Genomic DNA, 18,722 nt, shown 5'->3' with positions numbered 1-18,722 from the left:
TCCATGACTGAATCATCCATGACTCCCGATTCCCGTGCTTTTCGTAACACCATTGGCCTGTTTGCCACCGGCGTCACCGTGATAACGACCGAGATCAAGGGTGAGGTTCACGGCATGACCGCGAACGCAGTCGCCTCGCTCTCGCTCGACCCCATGCTCCTGCTGGCCTCTGTGGGGAAGAAAGCCCGCATGGCCGGCCTGCTGCAGGAAGCATCCACCTTTACGGTCAATATCTTGCGCGCCGATCAGGAATCGCTCTCGACTTTCTTTGCCGGCGGCTGGAAAGAGCCTGAACCGCCACCGTTCCAATTTGCCGGCTGGAAAGAGCAACCGCAGATGGGCATGACGCGTCTGGAGAACGTGCTGGCCGCGATCGCCTGTGTCAAACATGAGATTTTGGAGGGCGGCGATCACTGGATCATCGTCGGTCGCGTCGTGGCCCTGCATCAAGGCGAACCCCCACGCTCGCCCCTCCTTTTCTACGGCGGGCGTTACTACCAGTTGGATGTGACGAAAGAACATCCGGCTCCGCCCCGCCGGGACATGTAAATCAGCGGAGAGAGGGAGATCATGTTCGAGACTATCCACTACCAGGTGACGAGCGCCATCGCGACGATTGTGCTCAATCGGCCGGAGAAGTTGAACGCGCTCAACGAGCGAATGACGCACGAAATGCTTGAGGCATTCAACCAGGCCGCCCAGGATGAGCATGTGCGGGTGATTGTGCTCACCGGGGCCGGCCGCGGCTTCAGCGCAGGGCAGGACCTGGAGGACTTGCAGCATCGGTCCGACGATGTCAGCATCGGCGATCACCTGCGCCGCGGTTACAATGCCCTGGTGCTGCTCATGCGCACCATCGAGAAGCCGGTCATCACCGCCATCAACGGCGTCGCGGCCGGGGCCGGCATGAGCATCGCCCTGGCTGGCGATTTTCGCCTGGCCAGCGACCGGGCCAGCTTCATCCAGGCCTTCATCAGGATTGGCCTCATCCCGGACAGCGGCTCCACCTGGCTGCTGCCGCGCTTGATCGGCCCCACGCGCGCCCTGGAGTTGATGACCACCGGCGATCGCCTCAGCGCGGCCGATGCCCTGGCCTGGGGTCTGGTCAACCGTGTCATTCCCGCGGAGGAGTTCGAGGCGACCGTCGCCGCGTGGGCGCGGCGCCTGGCCGAAGCGCCCACCCGTGCGTTGGGGCTGACCAAGCGTGCCTTCAACCAGGCGCTGACCAGCACGCTGGCCGAAGCCCTGGAAGTTGAAGCCGTTCTCCAGGACGTGGCCGGCGCCACCGCGGACAGCCGCGAAGGGGTGCAAGCCTTTCTCGAAAAACGCGCCCCGGTTTTCACGGGGCGTTGAGCGCGACCACCCCGTTCACGAGGAGCAGCACGATGCCCAGCCCACTTCCTGCCAGCCTACCCGCCGATTTGCAGGCGCGCCTGGCCGCTGCCGGTGTCCGTGACACCACCGATTTGCCTGCGGCGCTCGATCGCGACCCTGCCCTGCGCGCCGCCTGGATGAGCTTCCTGGCTGAATACCAGGATGAGATTGTGCAGGCCGCGCTGTTGGCGTTCTTGAGCGCGCCTGACTTCGACGCCCTGCAAACGCTCGCCGGCCAGGCGCCGTTCATTCTGGAGGAGGGCTTCAGCGAAACGGTCAACGAGGTCATCGCGCAGGCAGAGGAGGCCGAAGAAACCGATTTTGCCGAAAGCGTGCGCCTGCGCCTGGCGGGGTTGCGCCAGATCAAGGCTGGCATGGCTCTGTCGCCGCTGGCCCAGGCCCTGATGGCTTTTGTGCAGGCGCCCGATGACGCCGCCGCGGGCGCCGTGTTTGCGGCTCAACGCCAATTGCTCCTGCCCCAGGAAGCGCAGCGCAGCCTGGAAGATCATATCCGCAGCAACGACCCGACCGCGCAAGATCACCTGGCCGGCCGGCGCCGCCTTCTGCATCGCCTGCGCCAGGGCGAGCCATGAGCGGCCGCTGATGCCAACCTCCTGGCATGGGCAAACGATCCTCATCACCGGGGCGGCCGGCGGTGTGGGGCGGGCCTGTGCCCAGCTTCTGGCGGCCGAAGGCGCGCACCTGGCCCTGGTGGATCGCGATGGTGCCGCGCTGTCTGGCGTGGCAGCCGCCCTGGGCAACCAGGCCACGGTGGCTTGCTGGGCGCTGGATGTCACCGACGCTGCCGCGGTGCAGGCGCTCGTCGCCGTCGCGGAGGCGCGCCTGGGGCCATTAGCCGCGGTCATCCACGCGGCCGGCATTCTGCGTACCGGCTTTGTTCAGGCCACACCACCGGCCGATTTCCACGCACAGATGACAACCAACTACCTGGGGACGGTTCATGTCTGCCTGGCCGCGCTGCCTGGCATGATGGCGCGTGGGCGTGGGCGTCTCATCACCCTGGCCAGCATCAACGCGCTGCGTTCGTTTCCGCAGTTTGCCGCGTACGCGGCCAGCAAAGCGGCCGTGCTCAGCTTTGCTCAGACCCTGCGCGATGAATTGGCGCTGCAAAAGAGCGACGTGCGCATCGCAGTGGTATGTCCACCGACGATCCGCACGTCGTTGGTTCTGAATCTTCCTGACCCCCCGCCCATTTATCGGCATTTTCCCTGGCTGACGCCGGAACAGGTGGCGCGCGCGATCCGCCGTGCGCTGGACGGGGATCAATTCCTGGTCTATGTCAACTGGCAGTCGTGGGGAATCCACTGGCTGACACGCCTGGCGCCCCGCCTGACCGACCGCCTGGTGCGACGTTGGAGTCAGGGGTGATTTTCTTGCCACGAATGGCACGAATTTCACCAAAGAGGCGCCCAGCCCACGCAGGTGGGCTTCGCAGCCGTTGCAGCGACTTACAGTCGCCCGGCCGAAGAGCAATTTGACAGCCTCGCACCGGCATGATAAAATCCTATCTATGAAAACGTTACCATGATAACCTTATCATGAGGACGCCAGTGCAGCCAGCCTGGGGGGAATGTGGCGACGATTGTTGATGTAGCCAAACGCGCAGGAGTGTCAACCGTCACGGTGTCGCGCGTGATCAATGAGGCGCCCAACGTCAATGTGACCACCCGCGCACGGGTGGAGCAGGCGGTGCGCGATCTCGGCTATGTTCCCAACGTCGCGGCGCGCAGCCTGCGTTCCAAGCGCACTCGCTCCCTGGCGCTGATCGTGCCAGACATTACCAACGCCTTCTGGACCACGGTCTCACGTGGGGTTGAAGACGCGGCGCAGAGTCAGGGCTACTCCGTTCTGTTGTGCAACACCGATGAGGATCTGGTCAAGCAGCAGCGCTACCTGGATGTCATCGTCAGCCGCCGCGTGGATGGCGTCATCATGGCGCCCTGTGACGCCGACGCGGCCAAGCTGGCGCCGTTGCGCAATCATCGCATCGCGACCGTGTTGATTGATCGGCGCATCATTGGCTGGGACCTGGACATGGTGTATGGCGATTCCTTGTCTGGCGCCTATGCCTTGACCAGTCACTTGATTGATCTCGGCCACCGCCGCATTGCCATGCTGTCAGGGCCGGAGGGCGCGCCCACAGCCGAGGATCGCATCGTTGGCTACTGCCGGGCGCTGGCAGATGCCGGCATCGAACCTGACCCGTGCTTGATTCGCCGGGGGGGCTTCAACTGGCGAGCCGGTGATGAGCTGACCAACCAGCTCTGGCGTGAGGGCAACACGCCGACGGCGATCTTTGCGGCCAACAACGCCATCGCCATCGGTGTAATCGGGGCCTTGGGCAAACTGGGCCTGCGCATTCCACAAGATGTAGCGTTGGTCTGCTTCGACGATTTACCTCACGCCGTCAAGTTTTTCCCCTTTCTCACCGTCATTGCGCAGCCGGCCTACGACATGGGGGCCAACGCGGCCCAACTCCTGCTGAGCCGCCTGGAATCGCCCGTACCCTTGAAGCCGCGGCGTGTGGTGTTGCCGGTGCGCATGGTGGTGCGCTACTCGTGTGGCAGCACCTTGAAAGAGCCTCAACATTCTACGCTGAGTCTGCCCCTGGAGGGTCTCGTCCCCCCCAGGGAGTTCCTGGTCAAGCCACTGGCGCCGGAGGAATCTGCTGGATTGGCGGGACTGGAAGCCGGCCGCACGACCGATGGACGCCGGCGCCACGGCCGGCGCACGGCGCCGCTGGCGCCGGACAAACCGGATCTGGGCCGTCTACGGCAGGTGTTCAATTTCCGTGAGGCAGATCGTCCGCCGCGCGTGGAGCTGCGTATCGGTGGGCGCAATGTGTACGAGTATGTGTTGGAACGACCACTGAAACAGGAGGTTGCGGCCGGCCGTTCCGGCGCCTTCGCTGCGCCTCCTGAGGCGCAGGTCGAGTTCGCCCAGCATGTGGGCCTGGATGCGATTGGCTGCGAGTTTGCCTGGCACGCCGAAACCTGGGCTGACGATGCTGTCGTCTCTGTCACCGATATGGCGCGGTTGGAGCCTGCGCCATTGGCCTGGCAACTGGGCCAACTGGAGCGCTATCTGCGGGCCGCGCAAGGCGCCGGCGTGGGGGTCTTCGCCAGTTTCAGCGGCTGTTTTGCCAATGCGCTGCGCTCGTTGAACGGCCGCGGCGCGGCTGATTTGCCTCTCCTGGAGCGGGTGATGGATTTGCTGGCGGCGCATGGTGAACGCCTGATCCGCGCTGTTTGCGATCGTTTCGCCGATGATTTGGCCTTTGTCTTGATCGCCGATGACGTGGCCAACGACCAGGGTTTGGCTTTGCCGCCGGAGTTATTTGCCCAACTGGCGCCAGGCCGCCTGCAACGCCTGATTGCCCCGGTGCTGGAGCACGGCGTGCCCGCGGTGCTTCATTCCACCGGTCAGGTGGCGGCCGCGCTGCCCTTTGTGCAGCAGGCCGGTTTCCGGGCAATTCACGGCCTGGATCCGGCGTTCAATGACCTGGATGCGCTGCACGCGGCCTGGGCGGGCAGGTTGGTTCTCATGGGCGGCATCTCCGAAACTCTGCTGATCGAAGGACCGCGTGAGAAGATCGAGGCGACCGTTGCCGAGACGTGCCGGCGCTTGGCGGGGCAGGGAGGCTACGTGCCCGGTTCGCCCCGCGGAATTTCGGACGCTATCCCGCCCGCGAATTTCGTCGCGATGATCGAAGCGACCCGGCCGCGATCCCAGCCGTAGATTGTCACATCAGGGCAAGGAGGACGACGCATGAGTGAAACCCTCGTGGTGATGGAAGGGATTGACAAGAGCTTTCCTGGCGTTCATGCGCTGGATCAGGCGCACTTCGAACTGCGTCCCGGCGAGGTGCATGCCCTGGTCGGTGAGAACGGCGCAGGCAAATCCACCCTGATGAAGATTCTCTCCGGCGTCTACCGCAAGGACGCGGGCCGCATCTATTACAGGGGCCAGGAAGTGGACATCCCCAACCCACGCGCGGCGCAGGACTTGGGCATCAGCATCATTCACCAGGAATTGAACCTGATGCCGCACCTGACCGTGGCGCAGAACATCTTCATCGGCCGCGAACCGCGGCGCGGCGTCCGCTTCCTCGTAGACGACGATGCGACCAACAAGAAGGCCGAGCAGCTCTTCGAGATGATGCACCTGAAACTGAACCCGCGCACGAAAGTGGCCGATCTCACCGTCGCCATGCAGCAGATGGTAGAAATTGCCAAGGCCCTGTCGTTCAACTCTGAAGTGCTCATCATGGACGAGCCGACCGCCGCGCTGACGGAATCGGAAATAGACGATCTTTTCCGTATCGTGCGCCAACTGCGGGCAAAGGGCGTGGGCATCGTGCATATCTCGCACCGCCTGGAGGAGTTGAAACAGATCTCCGATCGCATCACGGTGATGCGCGATAGCCGCACGATTGACACCGTCAACACCAAAGAAGTGACGATTGACCAGATCATCAGCCTGATGGTGGGCCGCACGATCTTCGAGTCCACCCCGGAGCTGCCGGAAAGGCCCAGCCAGGATATCGCGCTGGAAGTGAAGGGCCTGAATCGGGGCAGGGTGTTGCGCGACATCAATTTTCGCCTCAAGAAGGGCGAAATCCTGGGGTTTGCCGGGCTGATGGGCGCCGGTCGCACCGAGGTGGCGCGCGCCATCTTCGGCGCCGACCCGTACGATTCCGGCCAGATGGTCATCAAGGGCCAGTCGGTGCAGATCAGGCATCCGCGCGACGCGGTCAGGCATGGCATCGCCTATCTGTCTGAGGATCGCAAACGCTACGGCCTGGCGCTGGGCCTGGACGTGGAAACCAACATTGCCCTGGCCTCGCTGCGTAAGTTCATCAACGGGCTGGGTTGGGTCAACACGAACCGGACTCACAAGACGGCGCAGGAGCACGTCCAGGCGTTGGCCATCAAGACGCCCGGACTCAGGCAGCGTGTGCGCAACCTTTCCGGCGGCAATCAGCAGAAAGTCATTGTCGGCAAGTGGCTGACCGCCGATACTGACATTCTGATTTTCGACGAGCCGACCCGCGGCATTGATGTCGGCGCCAAGAGCGAGATTTACCGGCTGTTGAACGAGTTGGCGCAGCAGGGCAAGGCCATCATGATGATCTCGTCGGAACTACCCGAAATTCTACGCATGAGTCATCGCATCGTGGTGATGTGCGAGGGTCGGATCACCGGTGAGCTGACCGCGGCTGAAGCCACGCAGGAACGGATCATGAAATATGCAACGCAGCGCGGCAGTATTGTTGACGCAGCCGCGGCGACGACCGCAAGCGAGGAAGGTTGAGCCATGACTAGCAAGACAACACCTGCGACGACCGCCAAACGAGTGCTGATCCGCCCCGACGCCATGCAGAAGATTTTGGCCTTTGCCGGCCTGATCGTGATCTTCATCGGCTTTTCGCTGGCATCGCCCTACTTCCGCCAGTTCGACAACGTTGTCGCCATTCTGCTTTCGACCGCGGTCAACGGCGTGCTGGCCCTGGGCGTCACCTTTGTCATTGTCACCGGCGGCATTGATCTCTCCATCGGCACGGTGTTGACCTTCTCCGCGGTGATGAGCGGCGTGTTCATCGTTGACCTGGGACTGCCGGTAGGGGTCGGCGTCATCGGTGGCCTGCTGGCGGGCACCCTGTGCGGCATGGTCAACGGCATCGTCATCGCGAAGATGAAGATCCCGCCCTTCATCGCCACCCTGGGCATGATGATGATCACCAAAGGCCTGTCGCTGATCCTGTCACACTCCAAGCCGGTCTATCTGCTCGATACCCCCGCGTTCAACCAGATTGCGATGGGGTCCATCCTGGGCCGCCTCATTCCCGGTTTTGATATTCCCAACGCCGTGCTGATTCTCTTCGGCGCCGCGTTGGTGGCCAGCCTGATCCTGAGCAAGACGATCCTGGGCCGCTACACCTTTGCGATGGGCAGCAACGAAGAGGCCACGCGCCTCTCCGGCGTCAATGTGGACACATGGAAGATCGCCGTCTACTCGCTTTGTGGCCTGTTCGCCGGTTTAGGCGGCGTGCTGATGGCCGCGCGCCTCAACTCCGCACAGCCCGCGTTGGGCGCCGGCTATGAACTGGACGCCATCGCCGCGGCGGTGATTGGCGGCACCTCGCTGAGCGGCGGTGAAGGCACCATCCTGGGCACCATCATCGGCGCGTTCATCATGAGCACGCTGACCAACGGCCTGCGCATCATGGCTGTGCCGCAGGAATGGCAGATGGTGGTGACCGGTGTGATCGTCATCTTCGCGGTGTACGCCGACATCGTGCGGCGCCGGAACACGTAGGCGCGGGCAGGGGTGACGGCAATACTCTGTTGGTTGTTAGGGGATCGTTCAAGTGATGAGCGGTTGGAATTCATGCTTGAGCATCCCTGAGGCCCATTGTGGGCTTGACAATAAGTTTCGTTGCACACAGAAGGAGCAGAACGTATGAAGAAGAATTGGTTCGTTGTACTGACCCTGTTGGTTGTTGCATCGCTGCTGACCGGGTGCGGGACCGCCGCCCCCACGCCAGCCGCCTCCGGGGATATTTACATCCCTGTGATTTCCAAGGGCTTCCAGCATCAGTTCTGGCAGGCCGTCAAGATGGGCGCTGAGCAGGCCGCGAAGGATTACAATGTGAAGATCACCTTCGAAGGGCCGGAATCAGAAAGCCAGGTTGACAAGCAGGTTGAGATGGTGGAGGCTGCGCTCGCCAAGAACCCCAAGGCGCTCTGTCTGGCTGCGCTCGATAGCAAGGCCCTGATCCCGCTGCTGGAGAAGGCCAAGGCCGCCAACATCCCGGTTGTCGGTTTCGACTCCGGCGTGGACAGCGATATCCCGGTCGCAACGGCCGCCACCGACAACATCGCCGCGGCCGCGTTTGCCGCGGACAAGATGGCCGCGTTGATCAACAACGAGGGCAAGATCGCGGTCATCGTGCATGATCAGACCAGCCGCACCGGCATTGACCGCCGCGATGGCTTCGTCAATCGCATCAAGGAGAAGTACCCGAACATCACGATCGTGGATGTGCAGTACGGCGGCGGCGACCATGCCAAGTCCACCGACCTGGCCAAGGCGATCATGCAGGCCAATCCTGATCTGAAGGGCTTCTTCGGCGCCAATGAAGGCTCGGCCGTCGGCGTGATCAACGCGGTCACGGAGATGAACAAGAGCGGTAAGATCGTGGTGATCGGCTATGACGCCGGCAAGCTGCAAAAGCAGGCTGTGCGCGATGGCCTGATGGCTGGCGCCATCACCCAGGACCCGGTCGGCATCGGCTACAAGGCTGTCGAAGCCGCGGTCAAGGCGATCAAGGGCGAGAAGGTCGAGAAGAACATTGACACCGGGTTCAAGTGGTGGGATAAGACCAACGTGGACTCGGAAGAGATGAAGCCGCTCCTGTACGATTGATCGTCAGGGAGAGCGTTAGGGAGCGATTGAAATCGCGCCTGACGGGCGTTCCGCCGCCAGGTCGGCCTGCGCCGACCAGCGCGTCCACGCAGGTGGACGCCCGGCGGAACGCCCCTTCGCCCCGAATTCATTCGGCGGCGTCTTCGCATCGTCAGGGAGAGCGATTGAAATCGCGCCTGACGGGCGTTCCGCCGCCAGGTCGGCCTGCGCCGACCAGCGCGTCCACGCAGGTGGACGCCCGGCGGAACGCCCATTCGCCCCGAATTCATTCGGCGGCGTCTTCGCATCGTCAGGGAGAGCGATTGAAATCGCGCCTGACGGGCGTTCCGCCGCCAGGTCGGCCTGCGCCGACCAGCGCGTCCACGCAGGTGGACGCCCGGCGGAACGCCCCTTCGCCCCGAATTCATTCGGCGGCCATGAGCCGCGGCTCGCCCTACTGACAAAAATGGCTCATGGACAACGACACAATTGCAGGGAGACCAACCATGCAAAAAGCGATGGCTCTTTCCGATTCTGTCCCCGTAGTCGCGCACAACACCCCCGCGATCGGCGTGTTCGTGGCCGGCGACCCGCGCATTGATGCCGCCAGCCGCCAACGCTGCCGCAACATCTGCCAGATGGTGGCTGACATGCTGGCCGATCGGGTCAAACTTCCTGACGGCTCGGCGGTCAAAGTCGTCTGGTCGCCCACCCTGGTGGACGGCGAACCGCAGGCGGATGCGGTCGCCAAGCAGTTTCAGGACGCCGGCGTCAAGATCCTGGTCTGTACACCCGACACCTGGGCCTTTCCGCAGCTCAGCGTGATTTCGCTGCTCGCTCAATTCCCCAGGGATACCCCGATCAACTTCACCTGTGGAAATTCCGGCCCCAAACCTGGGGTCGTCTTTGCGCACGCGGTCAACGGCGCGCTGGCGCAGTACGGCAAGCTCTCGCACCTCAACGTAGGCTCATGGCCTGACAGCGGCATGAACCCGCCGATGAGCGAGGGCACGGCGCAGGCGCTGGTGGATTGGGCCTACGCGGCCGTGACTACCCAGGCGCTGAAGGGGCGCCGCGTGGTCATCTTCGGCCATGACAGCATGGGCATGGAAACCGCGCTCGCGCACGTCATCCCCACGCGGCGTCAGTTTGGCGTGGAAATCACCCGCCTGGACATGAAGCTGCTCTCCGACATGCTCGCCAGGAAAGCCTATGACGCGGCCGAACTCAAGGCGCTGCGGGGTTTCGTGGATCATCACCTGGGCCAACGGCTGGAACTGCGCGACCAGGTGGACTCGGACCGGTTCGATCAGAGCCTGGCGCTCTACCTGATCACGCGCAATCTGTTGACTGATCTGAACGCGGTGGGCGGCGGCTTCATGAGCCAGCTCGAATGGGGCTCCGATCTGCGGGGTATTCCGCTGCCGGTGGCCGACGCCATGGAGTCCTTCTTCAACTCGACCTTCGATCACAACGGCCGCAAGACGCCGGTCCCCTTCGCCACCGAGGCCGACATGCAAGGGCTGCTCACCATGCTCTTCATGTCCGGTTTGACCGGCGGCGCTCCGCCCCTCTTCATGGATTTCCGCAAGGTGTGGGAGCCGTGGGAATTGAAGGCGCTGGCGCAGAAACTTGATTTCAGTCTGCCCGACGCGACCTGGGCGAACAAGGGCCTGGTGGATGGCGATAACTCTGGCAGTGCGTCGTTCGATTGGGCCGCGGCGCCGGGCGCCAGCGTGGACGAGATCATGGCCGCCGTCAGTATGCCGCTGGCCGATTCCGGCTACTTCCCCGGCATGGGCAACTCGGTCACCTTCATCTCGCCGGGTGGCCTGACCGGTATTGCCGGGCGCCTGACTTTCAGCGATCTCTGCGGCATTTTCAGTATGAGCTGGGACGAGGCCAGTTCGGCCGGCGTGCCCGAACCGCTCGCCACCGCGCTGTGCAAAGCCACCACGCCGCAATGGCCGCACACGTTTGTGGTGCCCAAGTACGCCACGATGGGCGAGTACAAGCATCTGCCGCCGGCCAACCATTTTCACATGGTGCAGGGACTCAGCCCGGCACGGCTGCAATACTGGATGGACTTGAACTGCGTCCTGTCGCAGGCCAACTGGAGCGCCCGCCCAGCGTTCATCGAAGGGGTGGATCGGCCGCTGCCGTTGCTTTACGCCGCCAACGGTGGTGAAAACAACGCCAAGCTGATGCTGGGACGGAAGCTTTGACACGAAAAAGCCCAAACGCAAAGACGCCACGGCGCAGGGGCGCAAAGGCTTTCCCGATCGAGGAGAACCGTGAACCGGTCTACACGCAATTACCTTGCGCTTGACCTCGGCGCTTCGGGGGGGCGGGCCATCGTCGGTCGCTTCGACGGAGAACGCCTGACGCTGGTCGAGCTGCACCGCTTCGCCAACGGGCCGGTGCAACTGCCGCGCGCCGACGGGGGAACCAGTCTGCACTGGAATATCCTGGGCCTGTTCGCCGAGATCAAAGAGGGGCTGCGCCGGGCCGCGGCCGCCGGCAACGGCCCGCTGACCAGCCTGGGCATTGACACCTGGGGGGTGGATTTTGGCCTGCTGGATGGCCGCGGCCAACTGCTCGGCAACCCCTACCACTATCGCGACAGCCGCACCGATGGCATGATGGGGGCTGCGTTCCGTCGCGTGCCACGCGAGGAGATCTTTGCCGCAACCGGCATTCAGTTCATGCAGTTGAACACGCTCTATCAGCTCCTGGCCCTGGCCGAACGCCAGGACCCCGGCCTGACCGCGGCCGCCACCCTGCTGCTGACGCCCGATCTGCTCAACTACTGGCTGACGGGCCGGGCGCTGAGCGAGCGCACCATTGCCAGCACCACGCAGTTTCTCGATCCCTACCGCGGTCAATGGGCCGTTGACCTGCTGGCGCGGCTCGGCCTGCCGACGCACATCCTGCCGCCCATCGTGGAGCCGGGCACGGTCCTGGGCGATCTGCTGCCGCACGTGGCCGCGGAAACCGGCGCGCAGGGCGTGCTGGTTGTGGCTCCGGGCTGTCACGACACCGCGAGCGCGGTGGCCGCGGTGCCGGCAGAAGGCGCGCATCACGCCTACCTCAGCTCCGGCACCTGGTCGCTGCTGGGCGTCGAAACGCAGGCGCCGGTCATCAACGCGGCCAGCCTGGTCGCCAACGTGACCAACGAAGGCGGCGTGTGCGGCACCGTGCGCCTGCTGAAGAACATCACCGGGCTGTGGATCATCCAGGAATGTCGCCGCGCCTGGGCCGCCGCGGGTCGCCCCCTGTCGTGGGATCAGATCGTGGCCGCGGCCGGGGCAGCCATGCCGGCCACGGCCGTGATTGATGTGGACGCGGCCGAGTTCGCAGCCCCTGGCGATATGCCCGGCCGTGTGCGCGCCTTTTGTCAACGCACGGGCCAGCCTGTGCCAGATACCGCCGGCGCACTGGCGGCCGTGGTCTATGAGAGCCTGGCGCTGAAGTATCGCAGCACGCTGGCGCGCATCGAGGGGTTGACCGGCCGGACGGCCGCGCCGCTGCACATCGTGGGCGGCGGCAGCCAGAACCGCCTGCTCAATCAATTGGCCGCCGACTTCACCGGCCGGCCGGTCATCGCCGGGCCGGTGGAAGCGACCGCCATCGGCAACATCCTGATGCAGATGCTGGCGACCGGCGCCCTGGCCTCCCTGGCCGAGGGTCGCGATCTCGTGCGCCGCTCCTTCGAAGTCGAGGCGTTCGAACCGCGGCCGCGCCCCGACCGGGATGAGCGGCTCGGTCGCCTGGAAGCGTTGACATGAAACGAACGAACGTTCATTTGACACCCGCCGTCTTTGGCGAGCGAGAGCGACTGCTGGTGGAATGTGGGCCGCTGACGGCCAGCACGTTTCGCTACGACAGCGGCGTCTGCGCGCTGCGGCTGCGCAACGAGTTGGGCGAGTTGGTCATGCTGCCGTTCCAGGGTCAACAGATCTGGTCGGCCGCGTTCGGCGGTCGCGATCTGACCATGAAGTCCATGTTCAGCGCGCCGCGACCGACGCGCAATTATCTGGAGACCTACGGCGGGTTCCTGATTCACTGCGGCGCAACGGCCATGGGCGTCCCCGGCGCGACACGATAGCCATCCGCTGCATGGTGAACTGCCCAATGCGCCCTACGAGCGCGCCTGGCTGGTGCTGGGGGAAGATGCGCAGGGGGCGTACCTGGGGCTGAGCGGCGAGTACGAACATATCATGGCGTTCAGCCATCACTACGTGGCGCGGCCGGAGGTGCGCCTGGTCGCGGGCCGCGGACAAGCGTTCATTTCGATCACCATCGAGAACCGCAAGCGGACGCCGATGGAGACGATGTACCTGGCGCACATCAACTTCCGGCCGGTGGACAACGGGCGCTTGATCTACAGCGCGGCCTGCACGCCGCAGACGGTGCGCGTGCGCCGCAGCATTCCGTCGCACATCAGGCCGCCGGCCGGGTACGCTGAGTTTCTGGAGGAGCTGGCGCAGCATCCCGAACGCCACCATGTGCTGGCGCCCGGCCTGGCGTTCGATCCTGAGGTGGTGTTTTTCATTGATTATCTGGCCGATGCGGACGGCTGGGCGCATTCCCTGCAGGTTCACCCCGACGGATCGGCCGACATCGTCTCCCACCGGCCGGCGCAGCTCGATCATGGCGTGCGTTGGATCAGCCGCACCGCTGACCAGGACGCGCTGGGGCTGTGTTTGCCTGCCACGGCCGAGCCGGAAGGGTACACGGCTGAGAAGGCCAAGGGGCATGTGCGGCAACTGACCGGCGGCGCAGCGCTGCGCTTCGAGATGACGGCCGGCTACCTGGCGCCCGCTGAGGCGGCGCGGTTGATCGAAAAAATAGGAGAAACGACAACACATGGCACTTGAAGTACCTTACCCAGACCTTGCCGAGCTCATCGCGGCGATTGGCGAAGCGGGCCAGCGCCTGTCCGAGATCGAAGCCTCGGAGGGCGCGGCCGGCAACATCTCAGTTTACATCGGCTGGCCGCTGGAGCCGCGGCGCATCTTCCCGCAGGCCGAGACCATCGCCCTGCCCGAGGCCGTGCCTGAGCTGGCCGGCCGGCTGTTCCTGGTCACCGGTTCGGGCCGGCGACTGCGCGACATCATTCACGACCCGGCCGCCAACCTGGGCGCGCTGGTGGTGAACGAGGGCGGCGCTACCGGCGCGCTCTACACCTCCCAGCGGCGGCTCTTTGCCCGGCTGACCAGCGAGTTCAACTCACACCTGGCCGTGCATCGCCAGCAGATTCGGCGTTCGGGCACCAACTTCCATGCGGTCGTCCATGCGCAGCCGGTGCATATCGTCCACTTGAGCCACATTGCCGACTACCGTGACGAGACCTATCTCAACCGCCATCTGCTGCGCTGGCAGCCAGAGACGATCATCACCCTGCCGGAAGGGTTGGGTATTGCGCCTTTCTTCCCGCCCGGTTCGGCCGATCTGATGACCGCGACGCTGGCCGCGCTGCGCGATCATCCGGTGGTGTTGTGGTGCAAGCACGGCCTTGTGGCGCGTTCGGACCAATCGGTGAAACGGGCCGCTGACCGCATCGAATACGTGGAGACGGCGGCGCGTTACGAGTTCATGAACCTGGTCAACGGCAACCGCGCCGAGGGCTTGACAGCCGAGGAGATCAGGGCCATCGCGGCCGCGTTCAATGTCAAGCAGAGCTATTTTTGATTTATGCCAGAACAAAGAGGTAATGGGCGATGAATGGTTGGAACGGCAGCGTGGTAGATATCAACCTGACCAACAGGGAGACCAAGACGTATGCGCTGGACATGGACATGGCGCAGCAGTTTCTCGGCGGCCGCGGCCTGGGCGGCCGGCTGCTGTGGGACCTGGTGGGGCCGGAGGTGGCGCCGCTGGCGCCGGAGAATGTCCTGATCTTCGCCGTCGGCCCGCTCACCGGAACCGGCTACCAGACCAGTAATCGCTTTTCGGTCAGCACCAAGAGTCCACTGACGGGCACGATCCTTGACGCCAACAGCGGCGGCTTCTGGGGCATGCAGTTCAAGAAGACCGGTTACGATGTGCTGATCGTGCGCGGCCGCGCCGATCATCCCGTCTTCATCGAAATCACGCCGGCGGGGGTGAGCATCCAGGACGCGGCGCCGCTGTGGGGTTTGCGCGTGAAAGAGGTGACGCAGCGCCTGGGGCAGAACAACAACCGGCGCAATGTCCTGTGCATCGGCCCGGCTGGCGAGAACCTGGGGCTGATGGCGGCCATCATGAACGATGGCGAACGCGCCCTGGCCCGCGGCGGCCCCGGCGCGGTGATGGGCAGCAAGAATCTGAAGGCGGTTGTGGTGGAAGGCAAGACGCGGCCGGAGATCGAAGATGATGAGCGGTTCAAGTTCCTGCTCTACGAAAGCCGCAAGATGCTGCGCGCCAGCCCGCTCACCAGCCAGGCGCTGCCAGAATTTGGCACCGCGGTGGTGATGAACCTGATCAACGCCATCGGCGCGCTGCCCACGCGCAACTTCCAGGCCGTGCAGTTTGAGCACGCGGAGGCCATCTCCGGCGAGGCGCTGCGCGACAGCTACCTGGTGGACAACGCGGCCTGCTGGGCCTGCCCCATCGCCTGTACGCGCATCAGCAAGACCGACAAGGTGGCAGGCGAAGGGCCGGAGTACGAATCGGTCTGGGCGTTCGGCGCACAGTGCGGTATCGGCGATCTGGCCGCGATCATCGAAGCCAACTCGCTGTGCAACGACTTTGGCCTGGACACCATCTCGGTCGGCTCCACCATCGGCTGCCTGATGGAACTGAGCGAGCGCGGGCTGGTGGACAGCGATCTGCGCTTTGGCCGGGCCGACCTGCTGGCGGGGGCAGTGGAAGACATCGCGCTGCGCCGCGGCCTGGGCGCGGACATGGCCGAGGGCAGCCGGCGCCTGGCCGCGAAGTACGGCGCGCCAGAGCTTTCGATGAGCGTCAAGGGGCTGGAACTGCCGGCCTACGACCCGCGCGGCATGCAGGGGCAGGGCCTGCTCTTCGCCACTTCGAACCGCGGCGCTTGCCACATGCGCGGCAACATGCTGGGGCTGGAGGTGCTCGGCCTGCCCAAGCTGATTGACCGCTTCCAGGTGCAGGGCAAGTCGGCCTACGTCACGCTGCATCAGAACAGCGCGGCCGCGATTGACTCGCTGGTGCTGTGCAAGTTCACCAACATGGCGGTGGCCGATGAATACTTCGCCCGCGTGCTCAGCGCGGTCACCGGGCTGCCCTACTCCACGGGCGACCTGATCCGGGCCGGCGAACGCATCTGGAACCTGGAGCGCCTGTACAACCTGCGCGAGGGCTTCACCGCGGCGGACGACACGCTGCCCAGGCGCCTGCTGGAAGAACCCGCGCCGGCCGGCCCCAGCGCCGGTTGGACGGTGAAGCTGGAGCAGATGCGCCGTGAGTATTATCGGACGCGCGGCTGGGACGCGGCCGGCGTGCCGAAACCGGCCAAGCTGGCCGAGTTGGGGTTGGAGAAGTTGACCGCGTGACCCGTATGTGATGATAGGCGGTGAAATCACGCCGGAGGCGATGACCGACGGGGTAGGGAGCAATTTATGATTGACGAACGCATCTTCAAGCAATTCCAGGAGATTGGCCGTGATCTGTACGTGGCCGGCCTGATCAGCTCGCACGGCGGCAACTTGAGCCTGCGCCTGGGCGATCGCCTGGTCATCAAACGGCGGGGCGCGATGTTGGGCCGCCTGCAGCCGCACGACCTGGTGGAAACCGACCTGGAGCGCAACGACAGCGGGGTGGCGCTGGCCTCCACCGAGCTGCTGGTTCACCGCGCCGTCTACAAGGCCACGCCAGCGCTGGCGATCGTTCACTGTCACCCCCGCGCGGCCATCGCCTATTCGCTCTCCCGCGATGAGATCGTGCCGATTGACAACGAGGCGTCCTATCTGCTCAAGAAGGTGCCGGTGATCTACGAGGAGTTCGCCTCCGGCACGCCGGAGATGGCAAAGAACGTGGCGCAGACGTTGTCGAAGTACAAGATCGTCATGCTGCGCGGCCACGGCAGCTTTGCCATCGGCCAGACCCTCGACGAAGCGTTCTTTTGGTCCTCCGTACTCGAAGAGGCCTGCCAGATCAGCGTCTACGCCCGGCAGATCAACGAGCCGTTCATCGAGTATCGCAAGGGCAGCGACGCGTATACGAAGTGGTAGGGTGGGGAATGGGGGCATCGTGAACAGAACATACACCATCGGACTCGATTACGGGACGCAGTCGGCGCGGGCGCTGTTGGTGCGCACGGATGGACTGATTGCGGCCACGGCCGTCTGTGACTATGCGGACGGTGTGATTGATGAACATTTGCCAGGCTCACGCCGCGCGCTGGGCGCAGACTGGGCGCTGCAAAATCCGGCCGATTGGCTGACCGTGCTGGAAGCGATCGTGCCGCAGGTGCTGGCCGCGGCCGGCGTGGCCGGAGAACAGGTCATCGGCATCGGCGTGGACTTCACCGCCTGCACGATCCTGCCGACAACCGCGGACGGGACGCCGCTGTGCCAACTGCCGGCCTGGCGCGAGACGCCTCATGCCTGGCCCAAGCTGTGGAAGCACCACGCCGCGCAGCCGCAGGCCGACCGCTTCAACCAGGTGGCGGTTGCGCGTGGCGAAGCGTTCCTGGCCCGCTACGGCGGCCGAGTTTCGTCGGAGTGGCTGCTGCCCAAGGCGCTGTCCATCCTGGAGGAGGCGCCCTCGGTCTACGATGCGGCCAGTCGCATCATCGAGGGCGGCGATTGGCTGGTCTGGCAGCTCAGCGGGCAGGAGCGGCGCAACGCCTGCGCGGCCGGCTACAAGGCGTGCTGGACAAAGGGCGAGGGCTACCCGTCGGCTGATTTTCTGGCCGCGCTGCATCCGCGTTTCGCCGCGGTGGTCGAGGAAAAGCTCAGCGCGGAGGTGCTGCCGGCCGGCGCGTACGCCGGTGGGCTAACGCCGGCCTGGGCTGGCCGCTTGGGCTTACCGGCCGGCGTCGCGGTGGGCGTCGCGATGATTGATGCGCACGCGGGCGCGCTGGGCATGGGCGTGGGGACGCCGGGCGTGCTGGGGATGATTATGGGCACCAGCACCTGCCACATGCTGCTGGGCCGCGAGGCCGCGCTGGCCGAAGGCATCAGCGGCGTGGTGGAGGATGGCATCGTGCCGGGACTGTTCGGCTATGAGGCGGGGCAGGCCGGCGTGGGCGACATCTTCGCCTGGTTCGTCGAGCATGGCGCGCCGGCCGCGTATGAGGATGAGGCGCGCGCCAGCGGCGTGAGTCTGCACGAGCTGTTGAGCGCCAGGGCGGCGCGGTTGGCGCCCGGCGCCAGCGGGCTGCTGGCGCTGGACTGGTGGAACGGCTGCCGCACGCCGCTGGTGGATGCAGACCTGACCGGGGTGATTTTCGGCTACAGCCTGAACACGAAGCCCGAAGAGGTCTACCGCGCCCTGATCGAGGCCACGGCGTTTGGCACGCGGCTGGTGATCGAGACCTTCACGAGCCAGGGGGTGCCGGTGGAGCGCCTGGTGGCGACCGGTGGGTTGACCAAGAACCGGCTGCTGATGCAAATCTATGCCGATGTGACGAACCGGCCCATCGAAGTGGCGGGTACAGAGCAGGCGACCGGCCTGGGCGCGGCGATGCTGGGCGCCACGGCCGCGGGTTCGGCAGCCGGCGGCTTCGACAGCCTGGGCGACGCGGTGGCGGCGATGGCCAGCGTGCCCGCCGCTTCCTATCAGCCGGACGCAGGCGCAGCCGCGGTCTATGAGGTGCTCTACCGGCAGTACAGCCGCCTGGTGGATCAGTTTGGCCGCCGCGCCGACTCGCCGTTGAAAGCCCTGCGCCAACTCAAGCTGCGCAGCATGTAGGAGCAGTTTTCGCCACGAATTTCACGAATTTTCACGAATTGGTTTTTCGT

Annotated in this window: 14 protein-coding genes and 1 pseudogene; all 15 read left to right on the top strand. The window is 64.8% G+C overall.

Going from position 1 to position 18,722, the window contains the following annotated elements; genetic code table 11:
• The first annotated feature begins 18 nt into the window (after positions 1–18).
• The 15 genes and pseudogenes from IPM84_25075 to IPM84_25005 all read left to right on the top strand — a co-directional run bounded on the left by IPM84_25075 (position 19) and on the right by IPM84_25005 (position 18,672).
• A complete protein-coding gene (locus IPM84_25075; protein MBK9095967.1) occupies positions 19–549 on the top strand; it encodes a flavin reductase family protein in 531 nt (176 codons plus the stop codon).
• 21 nt (positions 550–570) lie between these two features.
• Positions 571–1,353, top strand: a complete 783-nt coding sequence (locus IPM84_25070; GenBank protein ID MBK9095966.1) for an enoyl-CoA hydratase/isomerase family protein — start codon at positions 571–573, stop codon at positions 1,351–1,353.
• 32 nt (positions 1,354–1,385) lie between these two features.
• Positions 1,386–1,967: a hypothetical protein gene (locus IPM84_25065; GenBank protein MBK9095965.1), complete on the top strand. Its 582-nt coding sequence runs from the start codon at positions 1,386–1,388 to the stop codon at positions 1,965–1,967.
• A gap of 10 nt (positions 1,968–1,977) precedes the next feature.
• On the top strand, positions 1,978–2,763 hold the full coding sequence (locus IPM84_25060) for an SDR family oxidoreductase (protein ID MBK9095964.1): 786 nt from the start codon (positions 1,978–1,980) through the stop codon (positions 2,761–2,763).
• Between the two features lie 204 nt (positions 2,764–2,967).
• Entirely contained in the window at positions 2,968–5,133 is a 2,166-nt protein-coding gene (locus IPM84_25055) for a substrate-binding domain-containing protein (protein MBK9095963.1), read from the top strand.
• 30 nt (positions 5,134–5,163) lie between these two features.
• Complete coding sequence (locus IPM84_25050) at positions 5,164–6,708, top strand: sugar ABC transporter ATP-binding protein (GenBank protein MBK9095962.1); 1,545 nt, start codon at positions 5,164–5,166, stop codon at positions 6,706–6,708.
• A gap of 3 nt (positions 6,709–6,711) precedes the next feature.
• Complete coding sequence (locus IPM84_25045) at positions 6,712–7,713, top strand: ABC transporter permease (GenBank protein ID MBK9095961.1); 1,002 nt, start codon at positions 6,712–6,714, stop codon at positions 7,711–7,713.
• 144 nt (positions 7,714–7,857) lie between these two features.
• The gene (locus IPM84_25040) at positions 7,858–8,823 is read left to right on the top strand and encodes an ABC transporter substrate-binding protein (protein ID MBK9095960.1); all 966 of its coding nucleotides are present in this window, start codon (positions 7,858–7,860) and stop codon (positions 8,821–8,823) included.
• Between the two features lie 485 nt (positions 8,824–9,308).
• A complete protein-coding gene (locus IPM84_25035) occupies positions 9,309–11,027 on the top strand; it encodes a hypothetical protein (protein MBK9095959.1) in 1,719 nt (572 codons plus the stop codon).
• 69 nt (positions 11,028–11,096) lie between these two features.
• A complete protein-coding gene (locus tag IPM84_25030) occupies positions 11,097–12,590 on the top strand; it encodes a rhamnulokinase (GenBank protein MBK9095958.1) in 1,494 nt (497 codons plus the stop codon).
• Positions 12,587–13,682: pseudogene (locus IPM84_25025) on the top strand (DUF4432 family protein). The gene IPM84_25030 and the pseudogene IPM84_25025 overlap by 4 nt, the downstream one beginning before the upstream one ends.
• Positions 13,672–14,496, top strand: coding sequence for a class II aldolase/adducin family protein (locus tag IPM84_25020; protein ID MBK9095957.1), 825 nt, complete (start codon positions 13,672–13,674; stop codon positions 14,494–14,496). The pseudogene IPM84_25025 and the gene IPM84_25020 overlap by 11 nt, the downstream one beginning before the upstream one ends.
• 29 nt (positions 14,497–14,525) lie before the next feature.
• Positions 14,526–16,310 (top strand): aldehyde ferredoxin oxidoreductase family protein, encoded by a 1,785-nt coding sequence (locus IPM84_25015; GenBank protein MBK9095956.1) that lies wholly within the window; start codon positions 14,526–14,528, stop codon positions 16,308–16,310.
• Positions 16,311–16,391: 81 nt separating this feature from the next.
• A complete protein-coding gene (locus IPM84_25010) occupies positions 16,392–16,988 on the top strand; it encodes an aldolase (GenBank protein ID MBK9095955.1) in 597 nt (198 codons plus the stop codon).
• Between the two features lie 19 nt (positions 16,989–17,007).
• On the top strand, positions 17,008–18,672 hold the full coding sequence (locus IPM84_25005; GenBank protein MBK9095954.1) for a ribulokinase: 1,665 nt from the start codon (positions 17,008–17,010) through the stop codon (positions 18,670–18,672).
• Positions 18,673–18,722: the final 50 nt, after the last annotated feature.

Origin of the sequence: Candidatus Amarolinea dominans, assembly GCA_016719785.1 — a bacterium.
In the GTDB taxonomy this organism is placed as follows: Bacteria; Chloroflexota; Anaerolineae; order SSC4; family Amarolineaceae; genus Amarolinea; species Amarolinea dominans.
This window is presented reverse-complemented; position numbering and strand designations above follow the sequence as displayed.